Genomic DNA, 15,343 nt, shown 5'->3' with positions numbered 1-15,343 from the left:
AGCCTACCGCGATGAAAAATCTACAGTTTAACGCTAAAAAATGGCGTCCGCGTTTGGTTGGCCCGCTAGCCATTTCTTTACAGGCGGTACTTGTTCTTGGGTTGGCGTCTTTTGTTGTGCAGGACGATTCTCCCTCTCAAAAGCCTGACGATAGTCGCTTTACGCCTGTACTCGTGGCCGATGACCTGGACGAACCTATGACGTTTGAGGTGTTGAAAGATGGCACCGCTTACATCATTGAGCGAAAAGGCGGCTTGAAAAAATACGATCCGATCACAAAAACCGTCGATTTGATTGCCACGATACCCGTTAATACGAAATACACCTCGGCAGAAGGTAAGGTATCGGAAGCCGAAGAGGGATTGATGGGTTTGAGTCTTGATCCCAATTTCTCGACCAATCACTGGCTATATCTATACTACGCGCATCCAACGGAGAAAAAACACCTGTTGACTCGCTGGGAGGTGAAGGATGATAAATTGGTGAATAACTCCGAAAAAATCCTGATCGAAGTACCTACGCAACGGGAGGTATGCTGTCATACCGGTGGAGGGATGACCTGGGATCGGGCCGGAAATCTTTACTTAACCGTGGGAAACAATACGGGCAATCAGCAGGCGGCTCAAACCGACGAACGCCCTGGGCGCAGTAGTTGGGACGATCAGGGACATGCGGGTAATACAGATGATCTTCGGGGTAAAATTTTGCGCATTCACCCGGAAGCCAATGGCACCTATACGATCCCGGATGGCAACCTCTTTCCAAAAGGGACAGCTAAAACCCGCCCTGAAATTTATTCGATGGGGCATCGGAATCCCTGGCGGATTTCAATCGATAGCAAAACCGGTTATGTGTATTGGGGCGAAGTGGGTCCTGATGCTACCGCCGATTCTGAAATTGGCCCTCGTGGCTATGATGAACTGAATCAGGCCCGAAAACCGGGTAATTTTGGCTGGCCGTGGTTTGTTGGTAATCGGCAGGCGTTTCCTGTTTATGACTATGCCGAGAAAAAGCCGCTGGAGAAAAAAGACCCCGACCATGTTGTCAATAATTCGCCCAATAATACGGGTCTGAAAGAATTGCCTCCCGTTGCCCCGTCTTTTATTTACTACCCGTATGGTGTCTCGGAAGAGTTTCCGCTAGTCGGAACTGGCTCGCGTTCGGCCACGGGCGGACCGGTTTATCATCAGGCTGATTTTAAAGGAGCAAAACGCCCCTGGCCCGCTTATTATGAGAACAAGTGGATCATCACCGACTTCTCCCGTGGCTGGATCATGGCCGTGACGATGGATGCTGAAGGTAATTACAAATCGATGGAGCGGGTAGTGCCCAACTACCATCCTGTTGAGCCGATCGATATGAAGTTTGGCCCCGATGGCGATTTGTACACCCTTGAATATGGTAGTAACTGGTTTCGTAAAAGTGATAATGCGCGGCTGGTTCGAATCGAGTACAATGGCGGAAACCGCAGACCCGTCGTCGAAGCATCAGCTAGTAAGAAAGGCGGGGCTATCCCCTTAAATCTAACACTGTTAACCAACGGTACGAAAGACTTTGATGGGGATAAGCTAAGCTATCAGTGGAAAGTAACAGGGCCTGGCATGACCCCTAAGGTTTTCAATGTCGCTGAGCCAACTGTTACGTTCGATAAAGCAGGTGTTTATACGGCCACGTTGACTGTAACTGATTCAAAAGGAGCGGCTAATAGTAAATCTGTGAAGATCATTGCCGGAAATGAGCCACCTGCTGTAGCCGTTAACCTGGCTAGTAATAAGACGTTTTTCTTTCCGGGTCAACCCATTCGGTACGCGGTTAGTGTAGACGATAAGGAAGACGGGGACTTAACCAACGGAAAAATTACCCCCGACAAAGTAGCCATGAGTATTGACTACACATCAGAAGGGTTTGATTATGCCGAAGTCATGCAAAGTCAGCGGAGTGTCGATGCCTCTACACAATATGCCGTTGCGCAAACACTGATTAGTCAAAGCGATTGCAAAGTATGCCATCAGGTCAATACTAAATCGGTTGGGCCCATGTTTACCGCAATTGCAACGAAGTACAAAGGTAACGCTGGCGCAACCGATCAGCTGGTGAAGAAAATTCGGAGTGGTGGAGTAGGCGTGTGGGGCGATGTCGCGATGCCCGGTCACCCAGCTATGTCGGTGGCAGATGCAGAAGTCATCGTAAAATACATTCTGAATATAAACGATAAAACGTTCAGCTCGCTGCCGATGCAGGGAAACTACAGTGTCAAAATACCCGAAGGAGATAATGGGAAGGGTTCGGTGCTGGTACGCGCAGCGTATACGGATCGGGGTGGCAAAGCCGTTCCCATGCAAACTTCCGAGCGGATGATTGTATTGCATAGTCCGAAAATGAATGCGTCGGACGCCCCGATCGTTCATGGTGCCGATTTAAAAGCAAAGGGAATGGGCAAGGGTATGAACGTGATTCCCTACACTAATAGCTACATTGGCTACTATCGTATCGATCTGACAGGCATAAAACAATTAGATTTTGAAGCTTCTGCTCAACGACGCGAAGGCAGTTCGGGGGGCGCTATTGAAGCGCATCTGAACTCGCCAACAGGGCCACTAATTGGGGAAGCTAACGTTGAACTGGCTCCCGAAGTCGATATGGCAAAACTAATGGCTCAGATGGAGTCGGGGGCGGCAACAAAACCCGGAAGCACAACGGGAGCCGCCCCGGCAGCTAATCCTTTTCGGCGTCCGGTTCCTTCGGTTAAAATGGCGTTGAAAGACACCGAAGGAATTCACGACATCTATTTCGTCTTCAAAAACGACCAGGCCAAGTCGATTCAACCGCTCATGACGCTGTCCGGTATCAAGTTTATGGAAGCCGTGGGACAGTAGAGTAGTAGTTTGATGTTCGAAGTCCGATGTTTGACGTTAGTCTGCTTGCTTAACGTCAAACATCGGACTTCAAACATCAAACCCCAATCCTGAGTTGGTAAAAATTGATGAGAAAGTAAACTCTTGTCGGAAGTTCCGGTATTTTTGCCGCAGTGTTTACAACAAACCATTTGTATTATGGCACAAGCAAAATCTGGTGACACCGTTCAGGTGCATTACACAGGCACTTTAACTGATGGAACTATATTTGATTCATCGGCAGGGCGCACACCGCTGGAATTTACAGTTGGTAGCGGTCAGGTGATCAAAGGATTCGATGAAGGTGTAGCAGGCATGAACCCAGGCGAAAAGAAAACCATCAACATTCCTGTCGAGGATGCGTATGGAGCCGCTAATGAAGAAATGATTTTTACCCTGAATCGTTCTGATATTCCGGATGATATTCCACTCGAAGTAGGCATGACCCTCAATATGCACGAAGATGGCAATCCCCGGCCCATCCCGGTTATTGTTCGTGATTTGACAGAAACGAATGTTACACTCGACGCAAACCATCCGCTGGCAGGGCAGGAGTTAACATTCGAGGTGGAGCTGGTTGGTGTAAAATCGCCTTCAGGGTTGATTCTGTAGGAATTTACTAAGTTGATTTGTGGAGTAATTGGACCGTTCAGGATGGTCCAATTACTCCACTTTGTTTTCAAGCATCAGTAAATCGCCCAGTTCACGTAGGGCCGTTTGTATCCCCCGCAAATTTGCTCGGGCAACATAGGCCGCCAGCGCAACCGTGATGGCTCCCACATTAAGCGCAAGAGTAAGGTTCCGAATACGCCTTAGACTGGCTTGTGCATCGGCAGTAGCCTGTTGAACATTGGTCGCCATAACCGATGCATTGACAAAAGCAGGGCGAGATGCCTGCGTTTCAAGATCCTGTGCCCGATTTAGTAAGCTATTCTGGTAAGCATTCAGATCCAGATGTTGTTCGTGCGAAAGCTCGGGCCAATGTATTACCTGATACTCGTTCAGAGCCTGGGCCATGGTACAGTAGCCTCGTATTATACCAATACGTTGATCAGGGGTAAAATCTTCCATAGACAGATAATGCAGCATATATCCTCCATCAGGGAAATGGTTGGACTTTAATAGTAAAATAAGTCACTATCGATTAATTACCGGGCTAAGTTTTGAACGAACGGTCAAAATAAACTTAACCCAAAACCTAAACTTTGGGTTAAGTGGTCATGGATTTGACAACACATGCTACTGGCTATGCCTGTATTAATTTAACCCTGCAGGCCAATAAGGTTACCACAAATAGGGGAATGATCAAAAAGACATTTTCCGAGAAAGGCATTGCTTATGCGTCGGAACTGGCCTTGAAAAATGTACAGGATTTACTAAAGATTGTAGACTGGAACCTTGAAAATGGCTTTGGCCTGTTCCGTATATCATCTGATATATTTCCTTGGGCTTCTGAGTATCGGCTCGTTGATCTTCCTGATTTTCCAGACATTTGGGCTACGCTTAAGAAAATTGGTAGCCGCCCAATCCGGCTGACGATTCATCCCGGTCCATTTAATCAACTTGCTGGACAAGGAAAGACACTTGACAATACCATTAAAGACCTTGAAACACACTCAGAATTGTTTGATCTAATGGGGCTGAAGCCATCGCATTGGAATAAAATAAATATTCATGTAGGAGGCACATATGGTGATAAAGCGGCTACATTGACCCGTTTTGCCCAAAATTTCAACTTACTTTCTGACAACCTTCGAGCTCGTTTGACGGTTGAAAACGACGACCGACTGAGTTTATATACCGTTACAGATTTGGTTTCGCTTTACGAACGTACGGGTATCCCAATTGTCTTTGATTACTTCCATCATCACCTTAACCCAGGCTACCAAACAGAAAAGGAGGCTTTTATGACCGCTTATAATACCTGGGATGTACGACCTGTATTTCACTACTCTGATTCCAGACAGCTACATGAGGACCCTCAGGCCCGACGAGAAGCCCATGCCGACTGGCTCTATTCAACCGTAAATACATATGGTAAAGAGGTAGATATCATCTTTGAATGTAAAATGAAAGAATTAGCTGTTCAAAAATTGATTCATCAATAAGCTGTAGTTGTATAACCTGTTGACTATTAAAGCGTTGTTAGTCAGTGTAAAGGAGTAAAGTCTATGAGCAACGAGTTCCTTTACGTGACTTTTTAGGATTCGAATTGTCTGAGCATTATAAGTTTCTAATACATCATGAAACGTAAAACAATGCTTCCGATTCCTGGTCCCTGGACAGTCATTCTTTTGATTGCTGCAGCACTGGTTTGCTTGGTAATCAGGGCAATTTTAACGTAGTGGTTGTAAGTAGAGTGTAGTTGACTTCTAATATTTAGTAGCGTATAGGTAATTTTAATGCTACACATTCCATCAAATGTTAATTTGTAGCATGAAAAACAAGCTGTTAAGATTCCTATCTCTTATTTTTCTGCTTTTTGCCATTTCGCTTCTCGGCCTTTCTGGCTATGCGCTTTATAGCGGCAATCTATTACTTGCTTCTCTTTGCTTTGTTTCGTCAATCAGTTGTACACTCATCGGAACGGCCTTATCAATGAAGTCGGCTTAAGTTCGACTTTTACATAATATAATTATTTTGACTTTTTATTGTGATGTAATTTTTCCGAGAATTAGTTGATAATCGGGACAAACTAATACGAGTCAACGAACAGGAATGTGCTTGCTTTTTCTTGATAAAGTTATATTTAATAAAAGCTCTTTAAATTCGCTCACAACATCGTTATTGGTACTGTCTGCCCTAATATCGTACTAAAAAAAGCCCCGTACTTTGTGAAAAGTACGGGGCGGAATCAGTGGTTTGGCCAGGCTTGTCCGAAAAGACTGACCATACGTGTTGAGAATGGGTAATGAACTAGTTTGACAGGATTCGCTGTCTATTTCAGCTTAGTGCTGAATATCGACACGAGTTGTAAACTGCTTCTGATTTGGGCCAACTACGAATGTATAGGCACCAGCAGGTAAGCTCGACAAATCGAAACGGCGAGTAGAACCTTTGAACGAATCAACTTGAACCAGAACGTTCTGTGGATCGTAGATAGCCACCATAGATTCGTCTACGTTTTTAGAAGGCAACACCACTTCGAATTTGTTTTTTTCGTAGGCAGTTAGCGTTGGTTCAGCCACTTGCTGTAAATTACGCTCATCGATGCTAACAGCGTTTGCTTTGATAGTCACCCCTTGCGACATCCACCAGGCGTTGTTGCCAGCCGTCAGAAAATACTGACCATCGGGTAAACTGTTCAGATTGAACGAGGTTGCCTTTTGGTTGTTTTTAGAAATGATTCCCCGATAGAGAACGTTGCCATCAGCATCAATAAGTGCCAAGTCAACCGCTGCTCCCGGCTTTGTATAAACACGTAATTTCTTTTGTTCGGACTTCTCAACTTTCACACCACCCATTCCTGAACCATTGTCTGCATTGGCAACTCCTGTGCCGGCTAGACTCCATACTGACAAAAGTACAGCGATTGATAAACGGATCTTTTTCATTGGTTTGAAATTTTGTTTTAACCGATACAAAGGTGTGGGGTAAACACGATTTAATGCAATAGTATAATTCGTTTAAAGCCTTTTTTGGGTGAATATTCATTTAAAAATACAATTTGATATAAGTTTAGTGGGCCGATTATTGAAAAAGTACAACAAGTCCCTATAAATAACGTATGAATTGTATTTTTCTAATAATTTTAAATTATAGGACTATCTTGATTTGCAGGAATAGAATTTATTGTTATAATACAAATCGTGGATTTTTGACTAAAAGTAGTGTGTTATAGAACCGTGCGTTTTCTGGTTAAAAGCGCTTGAAATCGGATGATAAAAATGAAAATTGGATGATTCTTATCGGACCACTAGCTGGATCGTCTACTTTGTAGCGCAATTAATCATTGAAATAGTGATATTTAACGTTCGATTAATTGACAAATAGATGCGGGCTTTAGAGTGGCAACGGAAGATTTATCTAGACGGATTTGCGGGGCGGGTTTCTAAAATTCCGGCCAGTATGCTTCAGTTGAAGCAGGCGGCTATCCAGAAAATGACACCGGTGGCAAGTGCCTATATTGTAGGCGGGGCTGGGAATGAACAAACCGTTCGGGCGAATCGGCAGGGGTTTGAACGGTGGCAACTAGTCCCGAAAATGCTTCGTAATGTTGAAAATCCCGATCTGAGTATTGAGCTATTCGGACAGAAACTACCCTCGCCGATTTTATTAGCTCCCATTGGGGTTTTGGAAATGGCCCACCCCGAGGCCGATCTGGCGGTGGCCAGGGCTGCTGAGGCAACAGGCATACCCTATATCTTTTCCAATCAGGCGTCAGTGTCGATGGAAGACTGTTCGGCCGTAATGGGTAATTCGATGCGTTTGTTTCAGCTTTATTGGAGCCGTTCCCGCGAGTTGGTCAGTAGTTTCGTTCAGCGGGCTGAAGCCTGTAAGTGCAGCGCCATTGTACTGACGCTCGATACCACCATGCTCGGTTGGCGGACCCAGGATTTGTCGTTGGGACACTTACCTTTTTTGCACGGAAAGGGCCTCGCACAGTACACCTCTGATCCCGTTTTTCAGCAACTTTTAGATGAGTACATCCAACAACCGCCCAAGGCTCGCCCAACGATTACAACGACAACCATTCGCCATCTACTAGGTGCCGTTCGGCGTTATCCAAGTGGATCGTTCCTACATAAATTACGCTCTGGACGGGCAATGGGGGCGGTTTCGTTGTTTTCGGGTATTTATAGCAATCCAACCATTACCTGGGATGACCTCGCCTTTCTGCGGGAACAGACCAAGTTGCCAATTCTCCTCAAGGGAATTTTACATCCCGACGATGCGCGCCGAGCCGTTGATTACGGTATGGATGGCGTTATTGTCTCGAACCACGGGGGAAGGCAGGTCGATGGATCTATTAGCACCATTGAAGCGTTGCCTGCTGTTGTTTCTGCTATTAATGGACAGATTCCGGTACTGTTGGATAGCGGTATCCGAGGGGGGGGGCGATGTAATAAAAGCTATAGCCCTAGGCGCAAAAGCCGTATGTGTTGGACGCCCTTACGTGTATGGACTTGCCCTGGATGGGCAGGCTGGGGTAGAAACAGTTATTCGGAATCTGCTTGCTGATCTTGAACTAACACTGGGCTTAATCGGGTGTAAAGGCTTGTCAGAGATTACTGCCGATAGCCTTCGCTTTAGCTAACGCAAGCTTTAACTGCACGCTGAGTCTGTGTATCTGGGCATATTAAATTCATTTAATATGCCCAGATACACAGACTCATTTCGGGTAATAATCCATAAATCGTTTGTAGTTTGCCGCTGATAAGTCTTGTTCAGGCAGATTAAAGGTTACTAAACAGGAATAACTTTTAAACCAAATGTATCGGCTGCGACTTACACTTAACAAATACAGCTTTACAAGATATGGATCAAGTATTGAAGGGACAAATTGCCATTATAACCGGGGCAAGCAGCGGTATTGGAGCCGGTGTGGCCAAGTCGATGGCGGCTGCTGGGGCTACTGTTGTTGTAAACTATCCTGTTGAGGCCACGAAGCCGGCCGCTGATGCCGTATTAAAAGAAATTACAGATGCGGGTGGCAACGGCATCGTAGCTCAATGCGATGTTAGTAAAGAAGATCAGGTCATCAAGCTATTTGCCGATGTGGTGGCTCAATTCGGCACTGTCGATATTCTGATTAATAATGCGGGTTTGCAACGCGATTCGAAGTTCGACGAAATGACCCTCGATCAATGGAATACAGTCATTAGTGTCAATCTGACGGGACAGTTTTTATGTGCTCGTGAGGCAATCCGGGAGTTTTTACGCCGTGGTCCTCGTCCTGAAGTGTCCGCAGCCACCGGAAAAATTATCTGTATGAGCTCTGTTCACGAACTCATTCCCTGGGGTGGCCATGTCAACTACGCCACCTCAAAAGGTGGGATTAAAATGCTGATGCAATCATTGGCGCAGGAATACGGTGATCGTAAAATTCGGGTCAACAGCATTTGCCCAGGAGCCATTCAGACGCCAATTAATAAAGCTGCCTGGGAAACCCCGCAGGCGCTGAACAGTCTGATGTCGTTGATTCCCTATAACCGAATTGGTCAGCCTCAGGACATTGGCAATTTGGCCGTATTTCTTTCGTCCGATCAATCAGATTACATCACTGGAGCCAGCATCTTCATCGACGGCGGCATGACCGTTTTTGAAGGCTTTTCTACCGGCGGATGATTTTTTATATAGGATGTATGATGTAGGATATATCTTACCTCATAGATCCTACATCATACATTCAGTAACGTGACAATTGAACAGCAACGTTTAGACGATACAATTTGGCGGCTGTGGGGTCCATATGTTTCCGACCGCCAGTGGGGAACCGTACGTGAGGATTACAGCTCTAATGGTGATGCCTGGAGGTATACAACGCACGATATTGCCCGGAGCTATACCTATAGGTGGGGCGAAGAAGGCATTGCAGGCATCTCCGATGATCGGCAACAGCTTTGTCTTGCCCTAGCGCTTTGGAATGGGAAAGATCCCATTCTGAAAGAGCGCTATTTCGGTCTGACGAATAGTGAAGGTAATCATGGCGAAGACGTTAAAGAACTCTACTATTACCTCGATAATATTCCAACGCATTCGTACCAGCGAATGCTTTACAAATACCCGCAGACTGCCTATCCGTATCAATGGCTTTTAGACGAAAACCGTAAACGCACCCGTCTGGACCCCGAATTTGAGCTGCTCGATACGGGAATATTTGATGAAGATCGCTATTTCGACGTGTTTGTGGAGTATGCCAAAGCGGGTCCGAAAGATATACTGATGACGGTGACGGCGCATAATCGTGGTCCCGAAGCGGCTGAACTTCATTTGCTACCTACGCTTTGGTTTCGGAATACCTGGATATTTGGCGATGACTCAGATGGAGTGCCCAATTATCGACCGTCGTTGGTATTGCAACCCAACGGAACGGTATCGGTCGAAGATTCTGATCTGGGGCATTACGTACTGCATGCCGAAGGACAGCCTGACTGGTTATTTTGTGAAAATGAAACCAATCAGGCCCGCCTGTACGATACCCATTCCGGATCAACTTACCCGAAGGACGGCATCAACGATCATGTGGTGCAGGGAGCGAATACCGTCAACCCAGATCATACGGGTACTAAAGCGGCCGCTCATTATCAGTTCACGATTGAAGCGGGTGGCTCCGCTCAGATACGGCTTCGGCTTGAAGCGCCGGGAACGGCAGTGGCTGATCTAATCGCGCCTTTCACCGAATTTGATCAGATCATTGCGCAGCGTAAGGAGGAAGCCGATGAGTTTTACGCCCATATTCAGCCCGAGGAAGCAACACCTGATGAAAAATTAGTACAGCGTCAGGCATTTGCCGGGATGCTGTGGAGCAAACAATACTATTACTACGATGTATCGCGCTGGCTGGCTGGCGATCCGAATAACCCACCGCCACCGCCCGAACGGGCCTTAGGGCGTAATCATACGTGGCTTCAGCTCATTAATGCGGCAGTTATTTCAATGCCCGACAAATGGGAATATCCCTGGTATGCGGCCTGGGACTGGGCGTTTCACTGTGTAAATCTGGCCATAATCGATCCGGGTTTTGCCAAGCAACAGCTTATGATGTTGACCAACGAATGGTTCATGCATCCGAATGGCCAGTTGCCTGCTTATGAATGGAATTTCTCGGATGTGAACCCGCCCGTGCAGGCGTGGGCAGCCTGGCGAATTTACCATTCTGAACTTGAGCGAAAACCACCAGGCGAAGAAGATCGAACATTTTTACGGGGTATTTTTCATAAACTGATGCTCAACTTTACCTGGTGGGTAAACCGGAAAGATGAAGCGGGCAATAATATTTTTGAAGGCGGATTCCTGGGCTTAGATAACATTGGCGTTTTTGACCGAAATACCGTTTTCCCGGATGGCAGTCATCTGGAGCAGGCCGATGGAACCAGTTGGATGGCCATGTATTCCCTCAACATGATGCGCATTGCGCTCGAATTGGCTAAGCATGACCTGGTATACGATGAAATGGCGACGAAATTCTTCGACCATTTTCTGTACATCGCAGGCGCTATTACCAATATTGGAGACACGCACGTAGGCTTGTGGGACGAAAACGAAGGGTTTTTCTACGACCAACTTCGAATGAATGACGGCAGTGTGCAACGGATGCGCGTTCGAACATTGGTGGGCCTTATCCCCATGTTTGCTGTTGAGGTATTGGAGGATGAATTGATGAAGGCAAACCCGGCCTTTCTGAAACGAATGGTTTGGTTCCAGAGTCACCGGCCGGATCTGTACAATCAGGTGTCACGATATACGGAAAAAGGGGTCGATGAAAAGCGGCTGCTCAGTCTACTTCGGGGTTTTCGGTTGAAGGCCATCTTATCGAAGATGCTCGACGAGAATGAGTTTCTAAGTCCACATGGCATTCGGGCCGTGTCAAAGGTTTACCGGGATCATCCTTACGAGTTCACGCTGGATAACACCACCTTCCGATTAACTTATACCCCCGCCGAAAGCGATAGCGGTATGTTTGGGGGGAACAGCAACTGGCGCGGGCCTGTCTGGATGCCGACTAACTACCTGATTGTAGAGAGTTTGTATCGGTTTTATGGCTATTTCGGGGATAGTTTTACGGTTGAGTACCCAGTCGGGTCAGGTCAACAGGTTACCCTTAAAGAGGTGGCAAGTGGCCTCGCCAATCGACTCATCAGTCTGTTTACCAAAGATGAAGCTGGCAAACGCCCCGCCTTTGGACAGCATTCGAAATATCAGGACCCCCATTTTCGCGATTACGTACTGTTTTACGAGTATTTTGATGGCGACAATGGGCGGGGTGTAGGCGCCAGTCATCAAACAGGATGGACAGGTTTGGTCGCCGAATTAATCAGCCGAAAATATGCGAACTTAAAGTGAGAATAGACTTAGGTATAAACATAAAACGAGAGCAGCTCAATCAGAACTGCTCTCGTTTTATGTTTATGGTATGATTGAAAATCTGCTCAATTAAGCGCGTGCCGGGCGAAGCACCATGAAGCGTTGTTTAAGCAGGTAATAACCGCCAAACAAGAGGCCACTAAAAAATAGATCACCCATAACGCCATTTAAGAAAAAAGAAGTGCCGTTATAAAAAGCTAGACCAGCCGCATAGCATGTCATCAGGCCAGCCGCTGTTTGTGGGTAATAAGAGCTACCGTACCAAACGGCGAAATTGGTAACCAGAAAAAATAAAATCGACGATGTGAGCGAGGCAATGGCAATCCGACCAGCCGTTGGACGCTGTAAAGCCCATAAACCCAGTAACCAGGTTAAACCAAAGCTGATATACACAGCGCCCATACTGCCATGAAAGCCAATCAGCGCATCGCTCAAGAGCATAGCCGCAAATGGGGCTACTAAACCGATCCACTTGCGTTCGAAGGTAGCTGCGCCAAATAAAGCCAGAGCCGCTACTGGCGTGAAATTCGGCCAGTGGGGTACCAGGCGGAACAAAGCAGTAGCAAGTACTAAGGTCGAAAGGGTAAGTAAGCGAATTTGGAGTGGCTTCATGGTAAAATCAGCGGTTAATAGATTGACTCGTGTATAACAATGCCCTCGGCAGAATCGGTTCAACTAGGCGATAACCTGGGAAATGTACGTATGTATGGCAAAGGTAACTCCATAAATAGATACAGCCAAGCCCATTTGTATCAGAAGAAAGATGAAACCCATCAAACCACTGATGCTGAAATGAGTTCATAGGAGCGTACTAGCCATCTCTACCTTATGTATAGTTTACTCCTTGCCACGATTGATTGGGATAAAATGTTTACGCCTTCTATGTCTCTTTGGGAAATAGGGGTTCGGGGTACGATTACGTATTGGTTCTGCTTTGCCTACATTCGGTTTTTTAGGCGTGGCGCTGGTCAGCTTGGTATCAGCGATTTATTGTTGATTACGCTTATTTCAGATGCATCGCAGAATTCAATGGCAGGAGAATATACCTCTGTTACAGAAGGTTTTGTTCTGGTGGGTATTCTGGTTTTCTGGGATTATGCTATTAACTGGCTTGGGTATCGGTCGGTTTTCTTTAGTAAGATAGGGGAGCCCGAACCAGTTCTGCTCATTAAAAATGGAGTCATGCAGCGCCAGAATATGAAAAAAGAGCTGATTACCCCAACCGAGCTAACCGGCATGTTACGCGAACAGGGAGTCGATGATATGGCCAGCGTAAAAGCATGTTACATCGAAGGTAGTGGAAATATCAGCGTTATCTCCAACTAAATTCCATTCATCCTGAGTATCGACCATTCATCCCTAAAAATAGATTTTTCTTAATAATTAGATAGTTGTCTAAATAATTAATTAGATATTTGTCTAACAGTTTAATCATATAGCGATGAATAACCTCTTCAAGGCCTTAAACGATCCCACCCGTCGGCAGATACTGGACCTGCTGCGGGAGGGAGATCTGAACGCTGGCGACATTGCCGAGCGATTCGATATGACGAAGCCCAGTATTTCGCACCACCTCGATTTGTTACGTCAGGCTGGGTTAGTCGAAGCCACCAAGCAGGGGCAGTTTGTCAATTACTCCCTGAATACGACCGTTCTTGACGAGCTGCTGGCCTGGCTGATGAGCTTTCAGAAAACAGAAACATCAATAACTGAGAAAATTCCTGAACAGAAGAACTAAACCGATCAAGTATGAAAACTAATTCAACACCAACCGAACTGCTGATGATTGCCGTTATGTTGGCTCCATTGGCTTATATGGGCATTATCTGGAGTGAATTGCCCGCCGAAATAGCCATTCATTATGATTTGAAGGGTAATCCGAATGACTGGCAACGAAAAGAAACCGCTGCTTTATTGATAGGAGGTATCTCGTTATTTCTTTACCTGATGCTTCGATTTTTGCCTGCTCTCGATCCTAAAGGTCAATTGCAGAGCGCAAACTATCAAAAATTACGCTTTGCCGTTACGCTCCTGTTTGCCGCTATTATGGGCTGGTTATTTTACATAGCTGGCCACCCAACAGAAGGTAAGGCGACAACGGAAGTCGTTCTGGCACTGGTTGGATTGCTGATTGCAGGTATGGGAAATTACATGACTACCGTAAAACCCAACTGGTTTGTGGGCATTCGTACTCCCTGGACATTAGACAGTGATACTGTCTGGCGTAAAACACACCGACTGGGTGGCTGGCTAATGGTAGGAGGTGGCCTATTGAGTGTCGTATTGGCATTGGGGTTGCCCTTGCCTTATAAAGTAGGGGGCGTGATGAGCGTTTTTTGCTTGATTACCCTGATTCCGGTTGTCTATTCGTACATACTGCACAAACAGGAAAAAGAGCATCAGCTTAATTGATTCCATCATAGCCATTTGTTCAATTAAATTCTCCCACTTATGAATCGTCTGCTTACCGCTGCACTATTTCTGATAGCTAGTTGCCGCATTGCCCTGGCTCAAACCGAAGAGCCAATTCACTACAAAATAACGGAGCCCGCTGGTGCCGATCTCACGCTCGATGGGACATTGACAGTGCCTGACAATGCAACCAAAGGGGTACCTGTGGTGCTATTGATTGCTGGTTCTGGACCGACAGATCGTGACTGCAACAGCACCTATGGGTTTAAATCGAATGCCTTTAAAATGCTGGCCGACAGTTTAGTTCGGCAGGGGATCGCCGTAGCCCGTTATGATAAACGCTACTCGGGTACCAATTTGAAAGCCGCTGTAGCCGCCGTTGGCACCGACAAACATCGGTTTGATTATTATGTAAGTGATGCCGTTGGATTCATTCACCAGCTACAGGTCGACAAGCGGTTTTCGAAAGTGATCGTAGCCGGTCATTCCGAAGGGTCGCTGGTAGGTATGCTGGCGGCAAGGCAGACAAAAGCGGATAAATATATTTCCATTGCGGGGGCGGGTCAGAATATTGCCGATGTCATGAAAGTGCAGTTTCAAACGGCGCTTCCCGACACGCTTCGCTCATTGGCAACGGTTATATTGGACTCGCTAAAGGAAGGGTATCCAGTTAAACGGGTGAATCCTTTTTTAGCGACTATGTTCAACGCTAAAATGCAACCCGGTCTGATTTCCTGGATGAAGTATGACCCGGCTGTCGAGATTAAAAAATATGCGGGGCCAGTCTTGTTGATCAATGGGAAGCACGATATTCAAGTTGCTACCAGTGAGGCCGAACGATTAAAAGCGGCTCGTCCAGATGCTACTCTGGTGCTCATTGATCGGATGAACCACGTGCTGAAGAATGCCCCCCTTGATCGGGCTGCGAATATAGAAACGTATAATCAACCCCATTTACCACTCACGCCCGGTTTAGTCGAAACCATTGCGCGATTTGTGAAAAAGTAACA

General features: G+C 46.4%; 15 protein-coding genes. 12 read left to right on the top strand and 3 right to left on the bottom strand.

The window, feature by feature from the left end; all coding sequences use genetic code 11:
• Positions 1-11 precede the first annotated feature (11 nt).
• The gene (locus H3H32_RS12720) at positions 12-2,876 is read left to right on the top strand and encodes a PQQ-dependent sugar dehydrogenase (protein ID WP_182463063.1); all 2,865 of its coding nucleotides are present in this window, start codon (positions 12-14) and stop codon (positions 2,874-2,876) included.
• A gap of 177 nt (positions 2,877-3,053) precedes the next feature.
• Positions 3,054-3,506 (top strand): FKBP-type peptidyl-prolyl cis-trans isomerase, encoded by a 453-nt coding sequence (locus H3H32_RS12715; RefSeq protein WP_182463062.1) that lies wholly within the window; start codon positions 3,054-3,056, stop codon positions 3,504-3,506.
• Positions 3,507-3,557: 51 nt separating this feature from the next.
• Here H3H32_RS12715 and H3H32_RS12710 read toward each other — a convergent pair whose 3' ends face one another.
• Complete coding sequence (locus tag H3H32_RS12710) at positions 3,558-3,965, bottom strand: hypothetical protein (RefSeq protein WP_182463061.1); 408 nt, start codon at positions 3,963-3,965, stop codon at positions 3,558-3,560.
• A 149-nt stretch (positions 3,966-4,114) separates the two neighbouring features.
• On the opposite strand from H3H32_RS12710, the gene uvsE reads away from it, so the two are divergent.
• On the top strand, positions 4,115-5,002 hold the full coding sequence (gene uvsE / locus H3H32_RS12705; RefSeq protein ID WP_182463060.1) for a UV DNA damage repair endonuclease UvsE: 888 nt from the start codon (positions 4,115-4,117) through the stop codon (positions 5,000-5,002).
• 840 nt (positions 5,003-5,842) lie between these two features.
• Here uvsE and H3H32_RS12700 read toward each other — a convergent pair.
• Complete coding sequence (locus H3H32_RS12700) at positions 5,843-6,448, bottom strand: T9SS C-terminal target domain-containing protein (protein ID WP_182463059.1); 606 nt, start codon at positions 6,446-6,448, stop codon at positions 5,843-5,845.
• A gap of 439 nt (positions 6,449-6,887) precedes the next feature.
• On the opposite strand from H3H32_RS12700, the gene H3H32_RS12695 reads away from it, so the two are divergent.
• From H3H32_RS12695 to H3H32_RS12685, 4 genes are all read left to right on the top strand, one after another.
• Positions 6,888-8,075 (top strand): alpha-hydroxy-acid oxidizing protein, encoded by a 1,188-nt coding sequence (locus H3H32_RS12695; protein WP_374191826.1) that lies wholly within the window; start codon positions 6,888-6,890, stop codon positions 8,073-8,075.
• Positions 8,011-8,151 carry an alpha-hydroxy-acid oxidizing protein gene (locus H3H32_RS38235; RefSeq protein ID WP_374191825.1) on the top strand — a complete coding sequence of 47 codons (141 nt, stop codon included), beginning with the start codon at positions 8,011-8,013 and terminating at the stop codon, positions 8,149-8,151. The genes H3H32_RS12695 and H3H32_RS38235 overlap by 65 nt, the downstream gene beginning before the upstream one ends.
• A 221-nt stretch (positions 8,152-8,372) precedes the next feature.
• A complete protein-coding gene (locus tag H3H32_RS12690) occupies positions 8,373-9,182 on the top strand; it encodes a glucose 1-dehydrogenase (RefSeq protein ID WP_182463058.1) in 810 nt (269 codons plus the stop codon).
• 69 nt (positions 9,183-9,251) lie between these two features.
• On the top strand, positions 9,252-11,900 hold the full coding sequence (locus H3H32_RS12685) for an MGH1-like glycoside hydrolase domain-containing protein (protein WP_182463057.1): 2,649 nt from the start codon (positions 9,252-9,254) through the stop codon (positions 11,898-11,900).
• Between the two features lie 90 nt (positions 11,901-11,990).
• Here H3H32_RS12685 and H3H32_RS12680 read toward each other — a convergent pair whose 3' ends face one another.
• Positions 11,991-12,533 carry a DUF6580 family putative transport protein gene (locus H3H32_RS12680; protein WP_182463056.1) on the bottom strand — a complete coding sequence of 181 codons (543 nt, stop codon included), beginning with the start codon at positions 12,531-12,533 and terminating at the stop codon, positions 11,991-11,993.
• Positions 12,534-12,572: 39 nt separating this feature from the next.
• On the opposite strand from H3H32_RS12680, the gene H3H32_RS12675 reads away from it, so the two are divergent.
• The 5 genes from H3H32_RS12675 to H3H32_RS12655 all read left to right on the top strand — a co-directional run bounded on the left by H3H32_RS12675 (position 12,573) and on the right by H3H32_RS12655 (position 15,341).
• Positions 12,573-12,725 (top strand): hypothetical protein, encoded by a 153-nt coding sequence (locus tag H3H32_RS12675; protein WP_182463055.1) that lies wholly within the window; start codon positions 12,573-12,575, stop codon positions 12,723-12,725.
• Positions 12,726-12,749: 24 nt separating this feature from the next.
• Positions 12,750-13,247 carry a DUF421 domain-containing protein gene (locus H3H32_RS12670; RefSeq protein ID WP_182463054.1) on the top strand — a complete coding sequence of 166 codons (498 nt, stop codon included), beginning with the start codon at positions 12,750-12,752 and terminating at the stop codon, positions 13,245-13,247.
• 115 nt (positions 13,248-13,362) lie between these two features.
• Entirely contained in the window at positions 13,363-13,659 is a 297-nt protein-coding gene (locus H3H32_RS12665; RefSeq protein WP_182463053.1) for an autorepressor SdpR family transcription factor, read from the top strand.
• An 11-nt stretch (positions 13,660-13,670) separates the two neighbouring features.
• Positions 13,671-14,333 (top strand): SdpI family protein, encoded by a 663-nt coding sequence (locus tag H3H32_RS12660; protein ID WP_182463052.1) that lies wholly within the window; start codon positions 13,671-13,673, stop codon positions 14,331-14,333.
• A 39-nt stretch (positions 14,334-14,372) separates the two neighbouring features.
• Complete coding sequence (locus H3H32_RS12655) at positions 14,373-15,341, top strand: alpha/beta hydrolase family protein (RefSeq protein WP_182463051.1); 969 nt, start codon at positions 14,373-14,375, stop codon at positions 15,339-15,341.
• Positions 15,342-15,343: the final 2 nt, after the last annotated feature.

This window comes from Spirosoma foliorum (assembly GCF_014117325.1).
Lineage (GTDB): Bacteria > Bacteroidota > Bacteroidia > Cytophagales > Spirosomataceae > Spirosoma > Spirosoma foliorum.
Note: the sequence above shows the minus strand (reverse complement) of the source record. Positions and strands in the feature narration are given on the sequence as shown.

What these genes read in the sequence shown, in the direction of transcription:
- H3H32_RS12720 (WP_182463063.1), top strand. Translation starts at nt 12, where the DNA reads ATGAAAAATCTACAGTTTAACGCTAAAAAATGGCGTCCGCGTTTGGTT.
- H3H32_RS12715 (WP_182463062.1), top strand. Translation starts at nt 3,054, where the DNA reads ATGGCACAAGCAAAATCTGGTGACACCGTTCAGGTGCATTACACAGGC.
- H3H32_RS12710 (WP_182463061.1), bottom strand. Translation starts at nt 3,965, where the DNA reads ATGGAAGATTTTACCCCTGATCAACGTATTGGTATAATACGAGGCTAC.
- uvsE (WP_182463060.1), top strand. Translation starts at nt 4,115, where the DNA reads ATGGATTTGACAACACATGCTACTGGCTATGCCTGTATTAATTTAACC.
- H3H32_RS12700 (WP_182463059.1), bottom strand. Translation starts at nt 6,448, where the DNA reads ATGAAAAAGATCCGTTTATCAATCGCTGTACTTTTGTCAGTATGGAGT.
- H3H32_RS12695 (WP_374191826.1), top strand. Translation starts at nt 6,888, where the DNA reads ATGCGGGCTTTAGAGTGGCAACGGAAGATTTATCTAGACGGATTTGCG.
- H3H32_RS12690 (WP_182463058.1), top strand. Translation starts at nt 8,373, where the DNA reads ATGGATCAAGTATTGAAGGGACAAATTGCCATTATAACCGGGGCAAGC.
- H3H32_RS12680 (WP_182463056.1), bottom strand. Translation starts at nt 12,533, where the DNA reads ATGAAGCCACTCCAAATTCGCTTACTTACCCTTTCGACCTTAGTACTT.
- H3H32_RS12675 (WP_182463055.1), top strand. Translation starts at nt 12,573, where the DNA reads ATGCCCTCGGCAGAATCGGTTCAACTAGGCGATAACCTGGGAAATGTA.
- H3H32_RS12670 (WP_182463054.1), top strand. Translation starts at nt 12,750, where the DNA reads ATGTATAGTTTACTCCTTGCCACGATTGATTGGGATAAAATGTTTACG.
- H3H32_RS12665 (WP_182463053.1), top strand. Translation starts at nt 13,363, where the DNA reads ATGAATAACCTCTTCAAGGCCTTAAACGATCCCACCCGTCGGCAGATA.
- H3H32_RS12660 (WP_182463052.1), top strand. Translation starts at nt 13,671, where the DNA reads ATGAAAACTAATTCAACACCAACCGAACTGCTGATGATTGCCGTTATG.
- H3H32_RS12655 (WP_182463051.1), top strand. Translation starts at nt 14,373, where the DNA reads ATGAATCGTCTGCTTACCGCTGCACTATTTCTGATAGCTAGTTGCCGC.